The organism is Sphingomonas sp. CD22 (genome assembly GCF_034556155.1).
Classification (GTDB): Bacteria; Pseudomonadota; Alphaproteobacteria; order Sphingomonadales; family Sphingomonadaceae; genus Sphingomonas.
Map to the genome: position 1 here is coordinate 1 of NZ_JAYDYX010000002.1, position 20,620 is coordinate 20,620.

Below are 20,620 nucleotides of genomic sequence, written 5' to 3' on the forward strand. Positions count from 1 at the left end.
AACGATGTCCCGACGCCTTGATAACGCCAAAACACCGCAAGCCGCCGCCCACATGTCCCTTCATCTAACTAACAATGTCAAAGAGCCGACAAAAACCGACGCTTCGTCCAACCCTCTTTTTGGGAGGGCGACACCAGCGCCTGATTTTCGGTGACCGTAGAAGCGAACCGTGTGGCCCGTCGCTGCGGTGACGTCCCTCTAGGCGGGGTGTTCCGGGCCGTCAAACGCTTTTTGCATTTTTCCTGTCACAAAACTTCAAGTCCCGGATTTTCGAGGGTTTACGAGATGTGAAGAGCAGGGTCTCTACCGCTACGTCATGGCAATCACCCCCTCGCCCCGCGCAGAATCGGCCGAATCGTTCGGCAATCAGGTGCGCCGTGCCGTGATCTGGCGCTCGGGAAGCCAGATCGGCGCGCAGATGGTGCAATGGGCGGCGACCTTCCTGGTGATCCGCATCCTCGATCCGCGCGACTACGGCCTCTACGCGATGACGGGGGTGGTTCTTGTTTTCCTGAACATGCTCAACGGCTATGGGCTGGCGAGTGGATTGATCCAGCGGGACGACGTTTCGCCGCGTCAGGTGCGGCAATTGTTCGGGATGTTGATCGCGCTGAACGGCGTGCTCGCCGTCGCGCAACTCTGCCTCGCACCGCTCGCCGCGGCATATTACCGGCAGCCGGAGGTCGCCGCGCTTCTGCGCGTCCAGGCGCTGATCTATCTGATCACCCCCTTTGCCGCTCTGCCTTATGCGCTGCTCAGCCGGGCGATGGAGTTCCGCAAGCAGGCGGCGGCCAATCTCGCCGCCTCGCTCGCCGGTGCCGGCGCAGCCTTAGGCGGGGCCTGGGCCGGATGGGGGGTGTGGACGCTCGTCTGGGCGCCGATCGCGCTCTATGCGGTCCGTGCGGTCATGCTGACCTGGGGCGCGCGGTCGCTGATCTGGCCGAGCTTCGACTTTCGCGGCGCCGGGCATCTCGCGCGCTATGGCGGGATGATGGCGGCGGGGCAGTTCTTCTGGTTCCTGCAGAGCCAGATCGACGTCTTCATCGGCGGGCGCCGGTTCGACCCGCACCAGCTCGGCATCTACACCACCGCGCTGTTCCTGGCGCAGATCTTCGTCTCCAAATTCGTGCCGCCGCTCAACGAGGTGGCGTTCAGCGCCTATGCGCGGATCCAGCATGACGAGGGTGCGGTGGCCCGCGCCTTCGTGCGCGCGGTGCGCGTCATCATGGTGCTGGCATTGCCCTTCTACCTCGGTCTTGCGGCGACCGCGGAGCCGCTGGTGCTGACGATGCTCGATGCCAAATGGGCGGAGGTGGCGCCGGTGGTGCGGCTGATCGCGCTGGCGATGCCGTTCATGACGCTGCAAGTGCTCTATGCCCCCGCCTGCGACGCGCGCGGCCGGCCGGGGATCGGCGCGCGCAACGGCGCGGTCGGTGCGGTGCTGCTCGGCCTCGCCTTCCTCGTCGGCGTGCATTGGGGACCGGTCGGGCTCGGCTGGAGCTGGATCGCCGCCTATCCGCTCTATCTGCTCGCCAGCAGCCGGCGGTCGCTGCCGGTGATCGGCGCGCGCGGACGCGACCTCATCGGCGCGATCGCGCCGGCGGCGGTCGCCGCGATCGGCATGGCGCTGGTGGTGACGCTGGTCGACCGGCTGCTGCCGGCGCTGCCGCCGCCGCCGCGGCTGGCGGCGCTCGTCGCGGTCGGCGCCGCCACTTATGGCGCGTGGCTGGCGCTGTTCGCGCGCGGCACGATCCGCGAGCTGATCGCGCTCGTCCGCAAACGGCCGCTGCCGGCGGCCTGATCAGCCGCCCTGGATATAGTCGCGCATCGCCGCGGCTTCCGCCTCGATCCGGTCGATGCGGTATTTGACGAGATCGCCGATCGAGACGAAGCCGACCAGCCGCGCGCCCTCGACCACCGGCAGATGGCGGATGCGCCGCCGGGTCATCAGCGACAGGGCGCCGATCACCGGCTCGCCCGGCGCGACCTGCTGCACCGGCTGGGTCATCACCCCGTCGAGCGCGAGATCGAGCGCCGCGACGCCATGCGCAGCAAGCGAATAGACGACGTCGCGTTCGGAGACGATGCCGACGACGCTGCCGTCGTCGATCACTGGAACCGCACCGATCCGGCGTTCGGCGAGCAGCGCCACCGCCTGCCCCAGCGTCGCATCGCGCGGCAGCGAGACCACGTCGCCGCCCTTGTCGCGCAGGATTGCCGCGATCGTCATGCCATTCCTCTCCTTCGTTCCGACTCCGTACGATGCGGATGGCGGTTGCCGGACAGGAGACCACGTTTGCAGCGACTTGGCAAAGCGCGGACATGACGAAGGCCGGCTCCTCGCGGAACCGGCCTTCCAATCAGCTCAGCGCGACGCGCTCACTCCGCGGCGGGAACGTCCGCGGCGGGGGTGCGGACGCGGCGGCGACGCGGCTTGGGCGCTTCGTCGCCGGCATCGTTGGCGGCCGAGATGTTGAGCGACGGCGGCAGACGATCGGCGTCGACGCCGTTGCTCTCCGGCGCCTCGGCGACCGGTGCGGGCGCCGCCTCGGGAACGGCGCTGGCCTCCGGTGCGGCGTCCGCCTGCGCGTCACGGCGCGGACGGCCCCGGCGCGGACGCGGTGCGAGCACCGGCGAATCCGCCTCGAGCACCGCTTCGGTCCGCTCCTGCAGATTCTCGCCCTCGGCGAGCGGGTCGGCGCGGCGCTGGCCGGCGACCTCGACCGGCTGTTCGGCCGCCTCGAAGCGGGGACGACGGACGCGATCCTCGCGCTGCGGGCGATCCTCGCGCTGCTGCTGCGGGCGATCGTCGCGCATGGCGCGCTCCTCGCGCTGCTGCGGGCGATCGTCGCGATTGGCATCCCGGCCGGCGTCGCGGTTGCCGTCGCGCTGGCCACGGTCGTCGCGGTTGCCGCGGTCTTCCCACTGACGCGCCTGGCGCTGCGGCCGGTCGTCGCGATTGCCGCGGTCGTCGCGCTGCTGGTCGCCGCGCGCCTGACCCTGCTGGTCGCGCTGGTCGTTGCCGTCCTGCTCGCCGGCGCGGATCGGTTCGCCCTCGTCGCCGTAATCGTCGTCGTCGTTGAGATCGAACGGCTGCTGGCGCTTGGGCTGGCTATTGTCCTCGAACCGGCCGCGCTGGTCGGCGATCACGCGGAAATAATGATCCGCGAACTGGAGGTAATATTCGGTGGTGACCCGATCGCCCTGGCGCTGTGCCTCGCCGGCGAGATTTTTGTACTTTTCGAACAACTGGTTCGCGTTGCCGCGTGCGCGGCTGTCGATGCGGTTGCCGTTGTCGGGTCGACCCTGGCCACCCTGACGGGGACCGTTATTGCCACCATTGTTACCGCCACGACCGCGACGGCGGCCGTTCTGCTGCCGATTGTTGATCAAGCTACTGTCCCATGATCAGAGTATAAATGGTCCCTGGAAAACCAATCCGGTCGATCGCGGCCAATCCCGCATCGACCTGCCCGACCCGGCATCCGCCAGCCGAACAAAGCGCCCTTCCGGGTCGCCGCGTGCCATAAGCGCCGCTCGAGCCTGCCACGGCCACCGATAGTCGGTGGCGACATGACGAAGGATGCGGGTCACCGCGTGCCGATCAACCTGCCAATGCTGATGCTGCGTGCCCCGGCCCGACCAATAGCTGGCGTGAGGCAGGTCCGACAAGCGAAATATGAGGGCCGGCCACGCTTCTTTCAACCCCGCGGCGCCGGACGGACGAGCAGGCAGCGGTCGCGCCCGCCGAGATCGCGGTGGATATGGCTGGCCAGCCCCTCGCGAGCGAACAAAGCGGCGACCGATTGCGCCTGGGTATGGCCGATTTCCACCGCGGCACAGCCACTTGGCGCGATGAGCCGCGGCAATTGCCGGGCGAGGACGCGATAGTCGTCGAGGCCGTCGGCACCGGCGAACAGGGCGCCGGCGGGTTCGTGCGCGCGGACCTCGTCGGGGAGGGTTTCGCCGGTGCCGATATAGGGCGGATTGGCGAGGACGAGGTCGAAGCGGGCGTCGAGCGCGGCGGCCCAATCGCCGCGGAGGAAACGGGCGCGGTCCGCCATGCCGAGCCGCGCCGCATTGCGGCGGGCGTAATCGAGCGCCGCGGCCGAGCGGTCGATGCCGAGGCCGCGCGCCGGCCATTCGTCGAGCGCGGCGAGCAGCAGCGTGCCCGGGCCGGTGCCGAGATCGAGGATCGTTGCGGGCGCCTCGCCGCCGAAATGGGCGGCGGCGGCGATCAGCAGCGTCTCGCTGTCGGGGCGCGGCACCAGCGCGCCGGGACCGACGGCGAGGTCGATCGTCCAGAAGCCGCGCGTGCCGGTGATATAGGCGACCGGCTCGTGCGCGGCGCGGCGGTCGACCAGCGCGGCGAAGGCGGGCGGGACGGGGTGCGCCATGTCGAGCAGCAGCCGGTTGCGATCGATGCCGAGCGCGTGCGCCATCAGCAGCTCGGCATCGAGCCGTGCGGTGGGGGAGAAAGCGAAGCGCTCGGTGGCCTCGGCGAGGGCGGCGCGCATCGGGGCGGGGTCGGGGGTGGTCACGACGTCATGCGCTCTCGTTCGTCATACCGGCACCGGCGGGGCGCCAGGGTTGCGGGCGGGCGGCGGCGCGCATCCCCGGCGGCATCGTGTCCATGGGTCCCGGCGTGCGCCGGGATGACGAATAGGGTGCGCTGGGCGCGCCGCCGGCATGACGGGCGTCGGCAGCCCCGCTCTGATCGTCATCCCCGCGCAGGCGGGGATCCATAAACGCTGACGGTAGCGATGGATGCGCGGCGGCAGCGGGTATGGATCTGCGCCTGCGCGGGGATGACAGTGGAAGGTGTGGGCGCGCGCGATACGCGCGATACGTTGGCCGGCTGCTTGGCGGGGCGGTGAGCGGTGGACGGGGGCGGCTGACGGCGCGCATCCACGCGAACGACATCGTGTCCATGGGTCCCGGCGTGCGCCGGGATGACGATAAGGGTGCGGGGGGTGACGAAGCGAGGCGCGTGGTGGCCTTGGCGGGGCCGTGCGACGGGTGGACGGCGTTGGGCGTCGGGACGGAGCAGGGGCTAGCCACAAGCGTCACGCTCCCTCCTTCGTCATCCCGGCGCACGCCGGGACCCATGGATACGGGCGGCCGATGGCGCGCGCCCAGGCTGCCGGCACAATGTCCATGCGTCCCGGCTTCCGCCGGGATGACGAAGGGCGTCCGCAGCGCCCCGCCCTCACCCGTCGAGCGATGCCAGCCGCTCCGCCTCGTCCTGCGCGATCAGCGCGCCGATCAGTTCGTCCATCTCGCCTTCGAGGATTTCGGGCAGGCGGTGGAGCGTCAGGTTGATGCGGTGGTCGGTCACCCGGCCCTGCGGGAAATTATAGGTGCGGATGCGCTCCGACCGGTCGCCCGAACCGACCATCGCGCGCCGCGTGCCGGAACGCTCGCTCGCCAGCCGCTCGCGCTCCGCCTCGTAGAGCCGGGTGCGCAGGACTTTCAGCGCCTTGGCCTTGTTCTTGTGCTGCGACTTCTCGTCCTGCTGGATGACGACGAGGCCGGTGGGCAGATGGGTGATGCGGACCGCGCTGTCGGTGGTGTTGACCGACTGGCCGCCGGGGCCGGACGAGCGATAGACGTCGATGCGCAGGTCCTTCGCCTCGTCGATGCGGACGTCGACGTCCTCCGCCTCGGGCAGCACCGCGACGGTCGCCGCCGAGGTGTGGATGCGGCCGCCCGCCTCGGTGGCGGGGACGCGCTGGACGCGGTGGACTCCCGCTTCGAACTTCAGCCGGGCGAACACGCCGGTGCCGGTGACCGAGGCGACGACTTCCTTGAACCCGCCCGCATCCGACGACGAGCCGCTGATCAGCTCGACGCGCCAGCCCTGCCGCTCGGCATAGCGCTGGTACATGCGGAACAGATCGCCGGCGAACAGCGCCGCCTCGTCGCCGCCGGTGCCGGCGCGGATTTCGAGCATCGCGGCGCGCGCGTCGGCGGCGTCGCGGGGCAGCAGCGCGAGCGCGAGCCGGCGGTCGGCGGCGTCGAGCGCGGCGCGATTGTCGCGCAGCTCCTCGGCGGCCATCAGCCGCAATTCCTCGTCGCCGGTATCCTCCGCCATATAAGCGAGGCTGTCGGCCTCCTGACGCAGGCGGCGCACCTCGCCGGCCGCCTGCGCGACGGGTTCGAGCTCGGCATATTCCTTCGACACCGCGACGAAGCGATCGGACGGCAGGTCGCCGGTCGCCATCAGCGCCTGCAATTCGTCACGCCGCGCCTCGATCTGCGCGATCCGTTCGGGGGAGATGGTGGTCACGCGAAATCAAACGGCGAGAGCGCCGCACGAACAGCATCCTGCTCGACGTCCGACAGGGTCAGATTGCGCCAGCTCGTTGACGGCATGCCATCGCGCCGGCCTAGCGAAAGGATTGCCGTAGGCTTTGCCTTTGCCGCACGGTCATAGCGTTTCTTAGGGTTTCCCGTCACATAGCCTTCTGCCACGATGCCGGCCCGACGAAGCTTGGCGACCTTTTCGACAACATCCGTCTCGAACTCCGCCGCCTCGGCGATCACGGCAACCGCCGTCGGGCCTGTCGCCGGCTCGTCGAGCAGCATCGCCAGCCGCTCGACCCCCGCCGCCCAGCCGACGCCGGGGGTCGGCGCGCCCCCGAGGCTCTCGACCAGCCCGTCGTAGCGGCCGCCCGCGAGCACCGTGCCCTGCGCGCCGAGCCGGTCGGTGACGAATTCGAACGCGGTGTGGCGATAATAATCGAGACCGCGCACCAGCCGGGCGTTGCGCGTCCACGCCACGCCCGCCGCGTCGAGCCCCGCGGTGACCGCGTCGAAGAAGGCGCGCGCCTCGTCGGTGAGATAGGCGTCGATGTCGGGCGCGGCGTCGGCGATCGGCCGGTCGCGCGGGTCCTTCGAATCGAGGATGCGCATCGGATTCTTGTCGAGCCGGGTCAGGCTGTCCTCGGACAGCTCGCCGCGATGCGCCTCGAAATGCGCGACCAGACCGGCGCGCCACGCCTCGCGCGTCTCGGCATCGCCCAAGGTGTTGAGCTGCAACGTCACGCCGTCGGCGATGCCCAGTTCGCGCAGCAACTGGTCGGCCATCACCAGCAATTCGACATCCGCCGCCGGCTCGGCGGCACCGAGTATCTCGGCGTCGATCTGGTGGAACTGGCGATAGCGGCCCTTCTGCGGGCGCTCGTAGCGGAACACCGCGCCGCTCGTCGTGATCTTGAGCGGCGCATATTGCTGCCAGCCCTCGGTCAGGAAGGCGCGCGCGATCCCTGCGGTGAATTCCGGGCGCAGCGTCAGCGAATCGCCGCCGCGATCGGGGAAGGTGTACATCTCCTTCGACACGACGTCGGTCGTCTCGCCGATCGAGCGCGCGAACACCTCGGTCGCCTCGAAGACGGGCAGGTCGACGCGGCCGAAGCAATAGAGCCGCCGCACGCGCTCGAACGTCGCGAGCACATGGGCGAAACGGCGCTGGTCGTCGCCGAAGATGTCCTGGGTTCCGCGCACCCGGCGCGGCGTTTCGATACGGGCCATATGCGGGCGCTATCTAGGCGAGGCGGCTCGCAAGCGCTAGCACCCTGACATGACCGATCGACAGGCTTATTGGGGTATCGGCAGCCGCATCGCCCCACCGCGTTTCGCGCTGTTCGCCGTCGTGTTCGTCGCGGCGCTGGCCGGGCTGATTCCCCTGCTCGGCCGCAGCCGCGGACTGATGGCGGCGTTCGACATCGCGGCGATCGTGTTCCTCGTCGCGGTCTCGACGCTGTTCCGCCACGGCGAGGCGGCACGGATGCGGCGCTCTGCGCGCGACAACGACGCCAATCGCGCCGCGCTGCTCGCGATCACCGCGGCGACGATGGTGGTGATCCTGGCCGCGGTCGCCGGCGAGTTGAAGGGGCGCAACGATGCCTATGCGATCGCTCTGGTGATCGCGACGCTGGTGCTCGCCTGGCTGTTCGTCAACATGGTCTATGCGATGCATTACGCGCATCTGTTCTACAGCGCGCGCGAGGACGGGAAGGACGAGGGCGGACTCGACTTCCCCGATTGCAAGGAGCCCGATTACTGGGACTTCCTCTATTTCAGCGCGACGCTGGGCATGACCTTCCAGACCTCGGACGTGCAGATCGGCTCGCGGCGGATCCGGCGGGTGGTGCTGGGCCATACGCTCGCCGCGTTCGTGTTCAACCTCGGCGTGGTGGCGTTCACCGTCAACGTATTGGGCGGCGGCGGCGGGTAAAGGACTGGACGGGTGACCTTTCGCCCGCTTACACAATGCCGCAACATTCTTTCGCCGAAAGCCCTCCATGATCCGCAAGCTCGTCGTCGCGTCCCTCTTCCTGTCCGCCGCCGCGCCGGCCCTGGCGCAGGTCCCCGCCGGCAACAGCGCGCCGCAGCCGTCGCCCTTCGTCGACACGATCCCCGCGCCGCGCGACGTGCCCTATCCCGGCACGCTGAAGGTCGAGGTCGACGCGACCGACACCGAACGCGGCATCTTCCGCGTCAAGGAGAGCATCCCCGTCGCCAAGGCGGGCGCGATGGCGCTGCTGTTCCCCAAATGGCTGCCCGGCGCGCACTCGCCGCGCGGCGAGATCGAGAAGCTCGCCGGGCTGGTGATCCGCGGCAACGGCCGCATCCTGCCGTGGACGCGCGATCCGGTCGACGTCTTCGCCTTCCACATCGACGTGCCCGCGGGCGTGCGCACGCTCGACGTCGAATTCCAGTTCCTGTCGGCGACCAAGCCCGACCAGGGCCGTATCGCGGTGACGCCCAACCTCATCAGCCTGCAGCCCAATTCGGTCAGCCTCTATCCGGCCGGCTATTTCACCCGCCAGATCCCGATCCAGATGACGGTCAAATTCCCGACCGGCTGGACCGCCGCCGGCGCGGTGCCCGCCAAGGTGGCGGGTTCGACCTACGCCTATGACAAGACCAATTACGAGGTGCTGGTCGATTCGCCGATGCTCGCCGGCCGCTACGGCAAGACCTGGCCGCTCAGCGACCGGGTCAAGCTCAACGTCTTCGCCGATTCGCCCGAACTGCTCGCCGCCAAGCCCGAACAGATCGACGCGCACAAGCGGCTGGTCGAACAGGCGGTGAAGACCTTCGGCGCGCAGCATTACGATCATTACGAATTCCTGCTGTCGCTCTCCGACCAGCTCGGCGGCATCGGCCTCGAACATCATCGCAGTTCGGAAAACGGCTCGCGCCCGACCTATTTCACCGAATGGGACAGCAACGTCGCGGCGCGCAACCTGCTGCCGCACGAATTCACGCATAGCTGGGACGGCAAGTTCCGCCGCGGCGCCGACCTGTGGACGCCCGATTATCGCACGCCGATGCGCGGCTCGCTGCTCTGGGTCTACGAGGGGCAGACGCAATTCTGGGGCTATGTGCTGCAGGCGCGCTCCGGCCTGGTCAGCAAGCAGGATACGCTCGACGCTTATGCCGGCATCGCCGGCAGCTACGATCTCGCGCCCGCGCGCCAGTGGCGCAGCATGGTCGACACCACCAACGATCCGGTGATCTCGGCCCGCCGGCCCAAGGGCTGGACGAGCTGGCAGCGATCGGAGGATTATTACAACGAGGGGCTGATGATCTGGATGGAGGTCGACGCGATGCTCCGCCAGCAATCGGGCGGGACCAAGTCGATCGACGATTTCGCCCGCGCCTTCTTCGGCGTGCGCGACGGCGACTGGGGCGAGCTGACCTATCGCTTCGAGGACGTCGCCGCGACGCTCAACGCGATCCAGCCCTATGACTGGGCCGGTTTCCTGCGCAAGCGGATCACCGAGACGGGCCAGCCCGCGCCGGTCGCCGGCTTCGCGATGAACGGCTACACTTTGGTCTACGGGCCGGAGCCGACCAAATATTTCACCAACGCCGAGAAGAGCGGCACGGTCAACGTGACCTATTCGATCGGCCTGTCGATCGGCAAGGACGGCGAAGTTGCGCAGACGATCTGGGATTCGCCGGCGTTCAAGGCGGGAATCGACGTCGGCACGGTGATCCAGGCAGTGAATGACAGCGCGTATAGCGGCGATGCGATCAAAGCAGCGATCGTCAATGCCCAGACGTCGAAGCAACCGATCCGATTATTGCTCAAGAATGGGCCACGTTACCGCGAAGTCGCCATCGACTATCACGGCGGCCCGCGGTATCCGCGCTTGCAGAAGACCGGCACGGGCGAAACCGGGCTCGACAAGCTGTTGGCGCCGCGCTGAGGGGCGGCGGCCAAGAATTGTGAAGGACATGCATGCGTATTGATCTCATTCCGGTCGGCAAGAACCCGCCCGACGACCTCAACGTCATCATCGAAGTGCCGACCGGCGGCGAGCCGGTGAAGTACGAATTCGACAAGGCGTCGGGCGCGCTGTTCGTCGATCGCATCCTGCACACGCCGATGCGCTATCCGGCCAATTACGGCTTCGTGCCGCACACGCTGTCGCCCGACGGCGACCCGCTCGACGCGCTGGTGATCGCGCGCTCGCCGTTCATCCCCGGCTGCGTCGTGCGCGCCCGGCCGATCGCGGTGCTCAACCTCGAGGACGAGGCCGGCGGCGACGAGAAGCTCGTCTGCGTCCCCGTCGACGAGGTCTTCCCGTATTATTCGAACGTCGGCGGCCGCGCCGATGTGCCGGAGATCGTGTTCGAGCAGATCGAGCATTTCTTCACGCACTATAAGGACCTGGAGAAGAAGAAGTGGGTGCGCGTCGGCACCTGGGGCGACCGCGACGAGGCGCGCCGCATCGTCCGCGAGGCGATCGAACGCTACGACGAGGCCAAGGCGCAGGGCGAAGAGCCGCACGAATACGACGTCCCCGGCCGCGACTGAGGGATACGGGGCGCGCCAGCGGTCGCGCCCCGACCTGCCCCCCGAGGGGGCGACCCGTACCACCTTGCGACCGTTCGCCCCGAGCTTGTCTAAGGGTGGTTTACGATCGCGAGCATGAGGCTTCGACAGGCCAGCCCGAACAATCGTCGAGGCCGATCGACCGACGCGGCCGCAGGGCGCCTCGCATCAGTCCCCGCTTTCCGCCAGCCGCCGCAGCGCATCGCCGCTGACCCGCTGGATCGTCCATTCCTCCATCCCCACCGCGCCCATCCGGCGGTAGACGGCGATGGCATCGGCGTTCCAGTCGAGCACCGACCATTCGAAGCGCGCACAGCCCCGCGCCACCGCCAGCGCGGCGAGATGACGCAGGAGGGCACCGCCGACGCCCTTTCCCCGCGCATCGGGCGTGACGTACAGATCCTCCAGATACAGGCCGCGCCGCCCCGCCCAGGTCGAGAAATTGTGGAAGAACACCGCAAAGCCGAGCGGCCCGGTGGCATCCTCGGCGATCACCGCCTCCGCCGCCGGCTGCGCGCCGAACAGCGCCTCGTGCAGCGTCGCCTCCGTCGCCTCCACCGCATCGGGTTCGCGCTCGAACGCGGCGAGCTCGCGGATGAAGCGCAGGATGACGGCGATGTCGGCGGGCGTGGCGGGGCGGATCATAAGGCGGCTTCCGTTTGCGGACCGGGCACGGGCTTGCGGATCGCGACGAGGCAGCCGGCGATGATGAACAGCGCGCCGGCCACCGTGTAGGGCGAGACGCGCTCGGCGAAGGCCAGCCAGCCGAACAGCGCCGACCAGACGAAGGCGGTATATTCGGTCGGCGCCAGCACCTGCGCCTCGGCACGGCCATAGGCCCAGGCGAGCGCGACCGCAGAGACCGAGCCGAGCGCCGCCGCACCGAACACGACGGGCAGCTGATCGCTCGTCGGCAGGACGCCGAACCACGGCGCGGCGAACAGCAGCAGGCCGCTCAGCACGACGCTGGTGAACAGCGCCACTTCGAGCGGATCGGCGGCCTGCGCCTGCTGGCGCAGCAGGATCAGGCTGACCGCATAGATCACCGAGGCGGCGAGGATCGCGACGCTGCCCATCACCACCGCATCGGAGGCATGCGCCTGCACCTGCCCGGCGGCGATGATCAGCACGCCGAGGCTGGCGACGAGCGACCCGCCGATCGCGGCGCGGCGGATGCGTTCGCCCAGCGTCAGCCCGGCGAGGAACAAGGCGATCAGCGGCGCGAGGAAGGTGAGCGCGACGCCCTGTGCCATCGGCACGCGCGCCAGTCCCCAGAAGAACAGCAACACCGACGCGCCGCCGGTCGCCCCGCGCGCGGCATGCAGCCGCAGCGCCTTCGCCGTGGGCCAGCGCATCCGTCGCGCGAGGAAGATCGGCAAGAGCAGCGCGACCCCGGCGAGCGACCGCCACAGCACCGCCGCATAGGCGCCGCTCGCGATCGACAGCCCCTTCATCAGCGCATCCATCGCCGAATAGACGGCGATGCCGGCCGCCGCGACGGCGAAGGCGGCGAGCGGAGGGACCTCGCGCCTCATCGGATCAGGCGGATGTCGAGATCCAGACCCAGCGTGCGCCACTTCGTGTCCGCGGTCAGTACGGCACCCCCTGTCGCCAGAGCGAGCGAAAGGCATGCGCGATCCGCAAAGGACGTGTCGGTGCCGTGCACCCGCGGATGCAAGGCAGCGGAAACCCGTGCCTGACCGGCATCGAACGGCACGACGATGATCTGCAATTTGGTCAGTTGCTCCTCGACCGCCGCTGGATCGAGTCCGTGGCGTGCGACCTTGTGCAGGATTTCATCGAGATTGACCGCGCTGAACAGCGCACCGCGACACTGCGCCAATACCATCGCACTGCCGGGCTCTTCGAAGATCAGGGCCAGCACCGCCGAAGCATCGACGACCGTCACCGCTGGCGCGCCTGCCAAGCCTCGTCCCGGGCAGCCTCGCGGCGCGCCTCGTCGCGGCGATCGGCGATGAGTTCGTCGACCACGCTGCTTCCACCCGCCCCGTCGGCACCGCGCATGTCACGGAACCGCTGCTGCGCCTCGCGGACCACCTGCGCATAGGTCTTCAGGATGATCGCACCTGCCGCATCGCGCTCGACAACGAGCGAGTCGCCGCGCTTGATGTCGAGTTCTCGACGGATGTTCGCGGGGATGACGACCTTGCCGCCATCGATAACCTTGGCCTGTTGGGTCATGCCGAGTCTCCTGATACCCGGCATGTAACACAGGACCTATTCCGCAGCCACGACCTGCGGCGCCTGCGCCTCCACCTGCGCCGCCTCGATCTCCGCGGCTTTGGCCTCGACCAGCCGGACGATATGGTCGATCATCCCCGCATCCTGGACGTGATGGTCGGTGACGCCCGACAGATAGACCATATGCTTGCCGTTGCCGCCGCCAGTGATGCCGATGTCGGTCTCGCGCGCCTCGCCCGGGCCGTTGACGACGCAGCCGAGCACGGAGAGGCTCATCGGCGTGCGGATATGCTGGAGCCGCTCCTCCAGCGCCTGCACGGTGCGGATCACGTCGAACCCCTGTCGCGAACAGCTCGGGCAGCTCACCACGCGCACGCCGCGGTTGCGGATACCGAGCGCCTTCAGCATCTCGAACCCGACGCGCACCTCGTCCTCGGGCTCCGCCGAGAGTGAGACGCGGATCGTGTCGCCGATCCCGTACCAGAGCAGGCTGCCGATGCCGATCGCCGACTTGACCGTGCCGCCGACGAAGCCGCCCGCCTCGGTGATGCCGAGGTGCAGCGGGCAATCCACCGCCTCGGCGAGCTGCTGGTAGGCGGCGACCGCGAGGAACAGGTCGGATGCCTTCACCGCCACCTTATATTCGTGGAAGTCGTGGTCCTGGAGCAGCTTGATATGATCGAGCGCGCTTTCCACCAACGCGTCCGGGCACGGCTCGCCGTATTTTTCGAGCAGGTCCTTCTCAAGGCTGCCGCCGTTGACGCCGATGCGGATCGAACAGCCATTGGCCTTGGCGGCGCGCACCACCTCGGCGACGCGCTCGCTGCTGCCGATATTGCCCGGGTTGATCCGCAGGCAGGCCGCGCCGGCATCGGCGGCTTCCAGCGCGCGCTTATAGTGGAAATGGATGTCGGCGACGATCGGCACGTTCGAGCCGCGCACGATCTGTTTCAGCGCCGCGGTCGATTCGACGTCGGGACAGGAGACGCGGATGATGTCGACCCCCGCCTCCTCGCACCGCCGGATCTGGTCGAGCGTCGCACGGATATCGGGCGTCGGCGTATTGGTCATCGTCTGCACGGTGACCGGGGCGTCGCCACCCACGGGAACGTTGCCGACCATGATCTGGCGGCTCGGACGGCGGACGATATCGCGCCACGGACGTAAGGACATACCCCCTATATACAGCAGCCGGGTTGCGGTTCAAAGGCGCTGGTGTAGGGCGATATCCACTTACGATGCCGCGCGACCCGATCCCCCGCCATTACGGCCTCGACTGGCTGCGCGTCGCCGCCTTCGCGATCCTGATCGTCTATCATGTCGGCATGGTCTTCGTGCCGTGGGGCTTCCACGCCAAGAGCGTGCATGGCGCCGCCTGGGCGGTGCTGCCGATGCTCGCGGTCAATGCGTGGCGGCTGAGCCTGTTGTTCGTCGTCTCGGGCTATGCGAGCCGCGCGCTGCTGACCCGCGCGCCGGGGGTCGGCGGCTTCCTGCGCCAGCGGACGCTGCGGCTGCTCGTGCCGCTCGCCTTCGGCGTCGCCTTGGTGGTGCCGCCGCAATCCTGGGTCGAACTGGTCACGCAGCATGGCTATGCCGGCGGCTTCCTCGCCTTCTGGCGCCATGATTACTTCCGCTTCGGCACGCTCGGCGGGATCGTGCTGCCGGCGCTCAACCATCTGTGGTTCGTGCTGTACCTGTGGCTCTATACCGTCGTGCTCGCGTTGCTGGTGCCGCTGGTCCGCTGGCGCGGCTTGCAGGCGACGTTCGACCGGCTGTTCGCCGGGCCGATGCTGCCGGTCGTGCCGACCTTATGGCTGGTGTGCATCCATGGCTGGTGGTTCCCGATGGGCTATGAGACGCAGAACCCGTTCACCGATGCGATAGCGCACCTCATCTATCTCCCCGCCTTCCTGTTCGGCTTCGCGCTGGCGGGGTCGGCGCCGGTGCTCGCGGCCTGCGTGCGTTGGCGCTGCACCGGCGCGGCGATGGGCGTGCTCGGCTATGGCTTCATCCTCGCGGTCGAGCTGGGGCTGAACGGCGATGCGCCGCGCTGGCTCTATCCGCTCTACGGCGCGGCGCATGCGGTGCAGCAATGGGGGACGATCCTCGCGCTGGTCGGTTTCGCCGAACGCCATTGGAACCGCGATGCACGCTGGCGCCCTCTACTTACGGAAGCGGTCTTCCCCTTCTATCTCGTCCACCAGACGATCATCGTCGTCGTCGCGTATTGGCTGATCCCGGCCGGCCTGTCCGGCGGCGTCGAGTTCGCGCTGCTGATCGCCGCGACGATCCTCGGCTGCCTCGGTTTCTATCTGGTCGGGCGGCGGATCGCGCCGCTGCGGCCGCTGATCGGGCTGCGGCCCCTGCCCCATCCCACACATAAGGCTGCATCATGACAGATACGCCCGACTGGTCGCTCGTCCTCCACGGCGGCGCCGGATCGATCGAGCGCCATCGCCTCACCGCGGCGCAGGACCGCGGCGTCCGTGCCGCGCTCGCGCTCGCGCTCGACACCGGCGGCGCCATCCTGTCCGCCGGCGGCGGCGCGCTCGACGCGGTCGAGGCGGCGGTGCGCGTGCTGGAGGAAGACCCGCATTTCAACGCCGGCCGCGGCGCCGCCTTTACCCGCGAAGGCACGATCGAGCTCGACGCGGCGATCATGGACGGCCGCACCCGCGCCGCCGGCGCGGTGGCGGGCCTCACCGCGACGCGCTCGCCGGTCGGCCTCGCCCGCCGCGTGATGGAGGCGAGCCCGCACGTGCTGCTCAGCGGCGACGGCGCCGAACGCTTCGCCCGCGACCAGGGGATCGCCGCGCAGGACCCGGCATGGTTCGCCACCGACGAACGCCGCCGCCAGCTCGACGAATTGCTCGCACGCAATGCCGACGCCTTCGACATCGACATGAAATACGGCACCGTCGGCGCGGTGGCGCGCGATGCCGCGGGGCATCTCGCCGCGGCGACCTCGACCGGCGGCGTCACCGGCAAGCGCTGGGGCCGGATCGGCGATTCGCCGCTGATCGGCGCGGGCACCTATGCCGACGATCGCTCCGCGGCGATCTCCTGCACCGGCTCGGGCGAATTCTTCATCCGCGTCGGCGTCGGCCACGAGATCGGCGCGCGCATCCGCCTGTCGGGCGAGACGCCGCAGGCCGCCGCCGACGCGGTGATGGCGGAGGTGCGCGCGCTCGGCGGCACCGGCGGCGTCATCGTCACCGCACCGGGCGGCGAGGCGGTGTGGAGCTTCACCACGCCGGGCATGTACCGCGCCCGCGCCACCGCGGCGGGCCTGCGCGAGGTGGCGGTCTACGGCGACGAATGACGGGCTTTTCATTGGAGCGGGCGCGGTGAGCCGCTAAGGGCCAGCTCCATGAAAATCCTTCCTTTTGTCGCCGCCGCGCTGCCGGCCTTGCTGTTCGCCGCGCCGGCGCAGGCCTATTGGGAGTTCGGGCATCAGACGATCGCCAGGATCGCTTACGCCAATGTCACGCCGCACACGCAGGCGGCGATCCGCAGATTGCTCGCCGAGACGCCGCGGCTCGACACGCCCGAATGCCCGGCGACGACGATCGAGGGCGCGAGCACCTGGGCCGATTGCGTCAAGCCGCTCAAGGGGCCGGACGGCAAGTCGCGCTTCGGCTATGCGTACAATTGGCACTTCCAGGACGTGAACATCTGCCAGCCGTTCACGCTGGAAGAGGCGTGCAAGGACGGCAATTGCGTCTCCGCGCAGATCACCCGCGACGTCGCCATCCTCAAGAACAAGCGTGCGCCCGCGAAAGAACGCGCGCAGGCGCTGGTGTTCCTGATCCATTTCGTCGGCGACCTGCACCAGCCGCTGCACGCCGGCGAGAAGAACGACAAGGGCGGCAACGACGTCGCCGCGGTCTATGGCAGCTACGGCCCCAAGCGGTTCAACCTCCATTCGGTGTGGGACGGCACGCTTGCCGAGCGCGCGATCACCAGCGGCCCGTCACTTGTGAGGCGCTATCCCGCGGCGGAAAAGCGGCGGATCGCGGCGGGCACGGTGACCGACTGGAGCCGCGAATCGTGGCAGGTCGCGCACGACGTCGTCTACACGTCCGCCCTGCAAGGCGATCCCTGCGCGCCGTCGCCCGCGAAGGTGACGCTCGACGAGGCGACGATCGAACAGATCGTCCCCGTCGCCCGGCTGGAAGTGGAACGCGGCGGCCTGCGGCTGGCGAAGCTGCTCGATCAGGCGCTGGGCTGAGCAGATCCTCCTCCGCAAGGGAGGGCTCTCGCATATGGACGCTCGTGCGAGCCCGTCGTCGTCCAAGTCTACCGCAGCCATATGCGATAGCCCTGCCCCGCAAGGGAGAAGGAATTAACTCGTGTCCTTCGGCGGCCGGCCGCGTTTCACCGGTTCGGGCGCATCGAGTTTCACCCCGCGTTTCGCCAGCGCCTCCCGCAGCAGGCATTCGACCTGCGCATTGACGCTGCGCAGGTCGCCCGCCGCCGCCCGCTCGATCGCTGCATAGAGCGCGGGATCGAGGCGCAAGGGAAACGCCTTTTTGGGGGGTGCCGCCATACGTTCGCCGCCGGTCGCTATTGGTACAGCGAGCCGGCGTTGACCACGGGCTGCGTGTCGCGCTCGCCGCACAGCACCACCATCAGGTTCGATACCATCGCCGCGCGTCGCTCGTCGTCGAGTTCGACGACGTTCTTCGCCGACAATTGCGCCAGCGCCAGCTCGACCATCCCGACCGCGCCCTCGACCAGCGTCGTGCGCGCCGCGACCACCGCCTGCGCCTGTTGCCGGCGCAGCATCGCGCCCGCGATCTCCTGCGCATAGGCGAGGTGCGTGAAGCCGCATTCGTCGACGGTGATCCCCGCCACCAGCAGCCGCGCGATCAACTCGGTGCGCAGCTCGGCGCCGACCTGATCGTGATTGCCGCGCAGCGTCACCTCCTGATGCTCGTAATCGTCATAAGGGTAGCGCGAGCCAATCGTCCGCACCGCCGCCTCGATCTGAACCATCACGAACGCCTTGTAATCATCGACGTCGAACAGCGCCTGCGCGGTATCGGTGACGCGCCAGACGACCTGCGCCGCCATCTCGATCGGATTGCCCCGCAGGTCGTTGACCTTGATCTTGTCGGAAATGACGTTGTTGGCGCGCACCGAAATCGTGCGCCACATCAACCAGGGCAGCACCCAGCGCAGGCCCGATACGCGATCGGTACCGGTATAGCTGCCGAACAGGGTGACCGCCGCCGCCTGATTGGGTTGCAGCATGTAGAAGCCCGCAGCGATGAACGCCGCACCGACTGCGCAGGCAAGCGGTACCACCGCAAGGATCGGCGCCGCGAGGTCGTTCGCCAGTCGCCAGATCGCGACGGCGCCGATCACCACCAGCACCGCCCCAATGGCGAGCATCGGATAGCCGCTCGTCGTATGCGCGCGGCGTTCCTGTGACCGTGTGAGACTCCCCTGTTCCACCACCCTGTCCTCCATTTAATGTGATATCACATTTATATCGGATTTCAGACGATGCAAGGGATTTGAAGGGGTCACGCGGATCGCCCCCGACCGTCATCCCGGCATATGCCGGGATGACGGACGTGGCCTAGTTCAGCACCACCGTCACCGAGCGGCGGTTCTGCGCCCAGCTCGCCTCGTCCGAACCCAGCGCGACCGGGCGTTCCTTGCCGTAGCTGATCGTGGTCAGGCGCGAGGGGTCGATGCCCTTGGCGACGAGATAGTTCTTCGCGGCATTCGCACGCCGGTCGCCCAGCGCGAGATTGTATTCGCGGGTGCCGCGCTCGTCGGCATGGCCTTCGACCGTCGCGCGGACCTGCGGATAGCGCTGCAGCCACGTCGCCTGGCTGTCGAGGATCGCGCGCGCCTCCGCATCGATGTCGCTCTGGTCGAGGCCGAACAGGACGGTGTTCGAGCTGACCGACCGGCGGAAGTCGGCGTCCGAGCCCGGCGTGATCGCGCCGTCGCCGTTGCCGGCGGTGGCGGGCGGCGGCGTGTTGAGGCCGGCGTTGCTGTCGACCGGCGGCGGCGGCAGCTGCTTGGGCTTGTGCGCGCAGGCGCCGAGCGAGGCGAGCGCGGCTGCGGTCAGTAGCGTGGTGGTCAGTTTGGCCATCGTCGTATCTCCCGTGAGTAAGTTCGTTTCGCCCCGAAACCCGTGCGTTACGGCCGCAGCGGTCCCCATGCCGGATCCGAGCCGTCGAGCGGCGTCGGGATCTTGCGCTCGACCTGCCCGGTGAGGTCGACCATCCACAGATCGGCCTTGCCGCCGCTGCCCTGGCCGCTGCGGTAGAAGGTGATGACGCGGCCGTTGGGCGACCAGCTCGGCCCCTCGTCCTGCCCGCCGGTAAGGATCTTCTCGGCGCCGCCCGAGGGCGACATCGTTCCGATGCGGAACGCGCCACCCAATTTGGTGAAGGCGATCAGATCGCCGCGCGGGCTCCACACCGGCGTCGCATAGCGGCCGCCACCGAAGCTGATCCGCTGCTGGCCCGATCCATCGGCGTTCATGACGTAGATCTGCTGGCCGCCCGAACGATCGCTTTCGAAGACGATGCGCGCGCCGTCGGGCGAATAGCTGCCGCCGGTGTCGATGCCGGGCGAGCTGGTCAGCCGCTGCGGCGTGCCGCCCTGCGCGGAGACGCGGTAGATGTCGGTGTTGCCGCCCTGCGCCATCGAGAACAGGATCCAGCGGCCGTCGGGCGAGAAGCGCGGCGCGAAGGTCAGCGCGGCATTCTGGACGACGCGGCGCGGCCGGCCCGAGCCGAGATCGTAGACGTAGATCGACGGCTTGTCGTTCTCGTAGCTCATATAGACGATCGACTGCTGGTTCGGCGCGAAGCGCGGCGTCAGCACGATCGACTGGCCGTTGGTCAGGAAGCGGTGGTTGGCGCCGTCCTGATCCATGATCGCGAGCCGCTTGATGCGCTTGCCCTTCGGCCCGGTCTCCGAGACGTAGACGACGCGGCTGTCGAAATACGGGCCTTCGCCGGTAAGCCGCGCATAGACCATGTCGGCGCATTTGTGCCCGGCGCGACGCCAGTCGGACGGCGAGACGACGAAGCCCGAGCGGGTCAGCTCGACCTTGGACGAGACGTCGTAGAGATAGCAGCCGATCGTCAGATTGCCGTCGCCGGTGGCGCGGACGAAGCCCTGCACCAAGGCCTGCGCGCCGGTGCCGCCCCAATAATCGAAGGCGGGGGCGTTGACCTCCTGAAAGCCGACGGGGCGGAGCTGGCCGGCGCCGAGCGGCGTGAACAGGCCGGAATTCTTGAGGTCGTTGGCGATGATGTCGGCCATCTGGCGGCCGAGCACGTCGGTCGGCCCCGCCGGGGTCGAGACGACCTGCGCGGTCGGCATCGCCGGGATCGCGATCGGCATCGGCGCGGAAACGCCGCCGGTGACCGACACTTCGAGCGGTGCGGCCTCCTGTCCGGCGGGGGGCGCCGGCTGCTGCTGCGGCGCGGGTGCGGGCGCATCCTGCGCGAGCGCCGGGACGGCGGTGGTGACGCTGAGCGCGATGAGCAACGACCGGATCATGACCTCAAACCCTTTTCGTCAGCGATATGG

General features: G+C 68.8%; 21 protein-coding genes. 7 read left to right on the forward strand and 14 right to left on the reverse strand.

Going from position 1 to position 20,620, the window contains the following annotated elements; genetic code table 11:
* Nucleotides 1-316: 316 nt before the first annotated feature.
* Nucleotides 317-1,801: a lipopolysaccharide biosynthesis protein gene (locus tag SFC76_RS03230; protein ID WP_322848065.1), complete on the forward strand. Its 1,485-nt coding sequence runs from the start codon at nucleotides 317-319 to the stop codon at nucleotides 1,799-1,801.
* On the opposite strand, the gene SFC76_RS03235 is transcribed toward SFC76_RS03230, so the two are convergent.
* The 5 genes from SFC76_RS03235 to hisS form a co-directional block, all read right to left on the reverse strand.
* Nucleotides 1,802-2,230, reverse strand: a complete 429-nt coding sequence (locus SFC76_RS03235; protein ID WP_322848066.1) for a CBS domain-containing protein — start codon at nucleotides 2,228-2,230, stop codon at nucleotides 1,802-1,804.
* Between the two features lie 149 nt (nucleotides 2,231-2,379).
* Nucleotides 2,380-3,393: a DUF4167 domain-containing protein gene (locus tag SFC76_RS03240; protein WP_322848067.1), complete on the reverse strand. Its 1,014-nt coding sequence runs from the start codon at nucleotides 3,391-3,393 to the stop codon at nucleotides 2,380-2,382.
* A gap of 308 nt (nucleotides 3,394-3,701) precedes the next feature.
* Complete coding sequence (gene prmC, locus SFC76_RS03245) at nucleotides 3,702-4,517, reverse strand: peptide chain release factor N(5)-glutamine methyltransferase (protein WP_322848619.1); 816 nt, start codon at nucleotides 4,515-4,517, stop codon at nucleotides 3,702-3,704.
* Nucleotides 4,518-5,209: 692 nt separating this feature from the next.
* On the reverse strand, nucleotides 5,210-6,289 hold the full coding sequence (gene prfA, locus SFC76_RS03250; RefSeq protein ID WP_322848068.1) for a peptide chain release factor 1: 1,080 nt from the start codon (nucleotides 6,287-6,289) through the stop codon (nucleotides 5,210-5,212).
* The gene (gene hisS, locus SFC76_RS03255) at nucleotides 6,286-7,533 is read right to left on the reverse strand and encodes a histidine--tRNA ligase (protein WP_322848069.1); all 1,248 of its coding nucleotides are present in this window, start codon (nucleotides 7,531-7,533) and stop codon (nucleotides 6,286-6,288) included. Before hisS ends, prfA begins: the two co-directional genes overlap by 4 nt.
* A 49-nt stretch (nucleotides 7,534-7,582) precedes the next feature.
* Here hisS and SFC76_RS03260 point away from each other — a divergent pair, with 49 nt between their 5' ends.
* From SFC76_RS03260 to ppa, 3 genes are all read left to right on the forward strand, one after another.
* Nucleotides 7,583-8,239: a DUF1345 domain-containing protein gene (locus tag SFC76_RS03260; protein ID WP_322848070.1), complete on the forward strand. Its 657-nt coding sequence runs from the start codon at nucleotides 7,583-7,585 to the stop codon at nucleotides 8,237-8,239.
* A 67-nt stretch (nucleotides 8,240-8,306) separates the two neighbouring features.
* Complete coding sequence (locus SFC76_RS03265) at nucleotides 8,307-10,223, forward strand: M61 family metallopeptidase (RefSeq protein ID WP_322848071.1); 1,917 nt, start codon at nucleotides 8,307-8,309, stop codon at nucleotides 10,221-10,223.
* Nucleotides 10,224-10,255: 32 nt separating this feature from the next.
* Complete coding sequence (gene ppa / locus SFC76_RS03270; protein WP_322848072.1) at nucleotides 10,256-10,834, forward strand: inorganic diphosphatase; 579 nt, start codon at nucleotides 10,256-10,258, stop codon at nucleotides 10,832-10,834.
* Nucleotides 10,835-11,020: 186 nt separating this feature from the next.
* Here the strand turns inward: ppa and SFC76_RS03275 are convergent, their stop codons facing one another.
* From SFC76_RS03275 to ispG, 5 genes are read right to left on the reverse strand one after another with little or no spacing between them, the layout of a single operon-like run.
* The gene (locus SFC76_RS03275; RefSeq protein WP_322848073.1) at nucleotides 11,021-11,497 is read right to left on the reverse strand and encodes a GNAT family N-acetyltransferase; all 477 of its coding nucleotides are present in this window, start codon (nucleotides 11,495-11,497) and stop codon (nucleotides 11,021-11,023) included.
* The gene (locus tag SFC76_RS03280; RefSeq protein ID WP_322848074.1) at nucleotides 11,494-12,387 is read right to left on the reverse strand and encodes a DMT family transporter; all 894 of its coding nucleotides are present in this window, start codon (nucleotides 12,385-12,387) and stop codon (nucleotides 11,494-11,496) included. Before SFC76_RS03280 ends, SFC76_RS03275 begins: the two co-directional genes overlap by 4 nt.
* A complete protein-coding gene (locus tag SFC76_RS03285) occupies nucleotides 12,384-12,761 on the reverse strand; it encodes a type II toxin-antitoxin system VapC family toxin (protein WP_322848075.1) in 378 nt (125 codons plus the stop codon). Before SFC76_RS03285 ends, SFC76_RS03280 begins: the two co-directional genes overlap by 4 nt.
* Nucleotides 12,758-13,054: an AbrB/MazE/SpoVT family DNA-binding domain-containing protein gene (locus tag SFC76_RS03290; RefSeq protein WP_322848076.1), complete on the reverse strand. Its 297-nt coding sequence runs from the start codon at nucleotides 13,052-13,054 to the stop codon at nucleotides 12,758-12,760. The genes SFC76_RS03285 and SFC76_RS03290 overlap by 4 nt, the downstream gene beginning before the upstream one ends.
* Before the next feature lie 36 nt (nucleotides 13,055-13,090).
* Nucleotides 13,091-14,227, reverse strand: coding sequence for a flavodoxin-dependent (E)-4-hydroxy-3-methylbut-2-enyl-diphosphate synthase (gene ispG, locus SFC76_RS03295; protein ID WP_322848077.1), 1,137 nt, complete (start codon nucleotides 14,225-14,227; stop codon nucleotides 13,091-13,093).
* Between the two features lie 65 nt (nucleotides 14,228-14,292).
* On the opposite strand from ispG, the gene SFC76_RS03300 reads away from it, so the two are divergent.
* Genes SFC76_RS03300 through SFC76_RS03310 form a run of 3 tightly spaced genes read left to right on the forward strand, consistent with a single transcriptional unit; the run spans nucleotide 14,293 to nucleotide 17,285 of the window.
* Nucleotides 14,293-15,450 carry an acyltransferase family protein gene (locus SFC76_RS03300; RefSeq protein WP_322848078.1) on the forward strand — a complete coding sequence of 386 codons (1,158 nt, stop codon included), beginning with the start codon at nucleotides 14,293-14,295 and terminating at the stop codon, nucleotides 15,448-15,450.
* The gene (locus SFC76_RS03305; protein ID WP_322848079.1) at nucleotides 15,447-16,376 is read left to right on the forward strand and encodes an isoaspartyl peptidase/L-asparaginase; all 930 of its coding nucleotides are present in this window, start codon (nucleotides 15,447-15,449) and stop codon (nucleotides 16,374-16,376) included. Before SFC76_RS03300 ends, SFC76_RS03305 begins: the two co-directional genes overlap by 4 nt.
* A 48-nt stretch (nucleotides 16,377-16,424) precedes the next feature.
* Nucleotides 16,425-17,285: a S1/P1 nuclease gene (locus tag SFC76_RS03310; RefSeq protein WP_322848080.1), complete on the forward strand. Its 861-nt coding sequence runs from the start codon at nucleotides 16,425-16,427 to the stop codon at nucleotides 17,283-17,285.
* Nucleotides 17,286-17,399: 114 nt separating this feature from the next.
* On the opposite strand, the gene SFC76_RS03315 is transcribed toward SFC76_RS03310, so the two are convergent.
* The 4 genes from SFC76_RS03315 to tolB form a co-directional block, all read right to left on the reverse strand.
* Entirely contained in the window at nucleotides 17,400-17,603 is a 204-nt protein-coding gene (locus SFC76_RS03315) for a toxin-antitoxin system HicB family antitoxin (protein ID WP_322848081.1), read from the reverse strand.
* A 17-nt stretch (nucleotides 17,604-17,620) separates the two neighbouring features.
* On the reverse strand, nucleotides 17,621-18,451 hold the full coding sequence (locus SFC76_RS03320) for an SPFH domain-containing protein (protein WP_322848082.1): 831 nt from the start codon (nucleotides 18,449-18,451) through the stop codon (nucleotides 17,621-17,623).
* A 190-nt stretch (nucleotides 18,452-18,641) separates the two neighbouring features.
* Nucleotides 18,642-19,166 carry a peptidoglycan-associated lipoprotein Pal gene (pal, locus tag SFC76_RS03325; RefSeq protein ID WP_322848083.1) on the reverse strand — a complete coding sequence of 175 codons (525 nt, stop codon included), beginning with the start codon at nucleotides 19,164-19,166 and terminating at the stop codon, nucleotides 18,642-18,644.
* A 47-nt stretch (nucleotides 19,167-19,213) separates the two neighbouring features.
* The gene (gene tolB, locus SFC76_RS03330; protein WP_322848084.1) at nucleotides 19,214-20,590 is read right to left on the reverse strand and encodes a Tol-Pal system beta propeller repeat protein TolB; all 1,377 of its coding nucleotides are present in this window, start codon (nucleotides 20,588-20,590) and stop codon (nucleotides 19,214-19,216) included.
* Nucleotides 20,591-20,620: the final 30 nt, after the last annotated feature.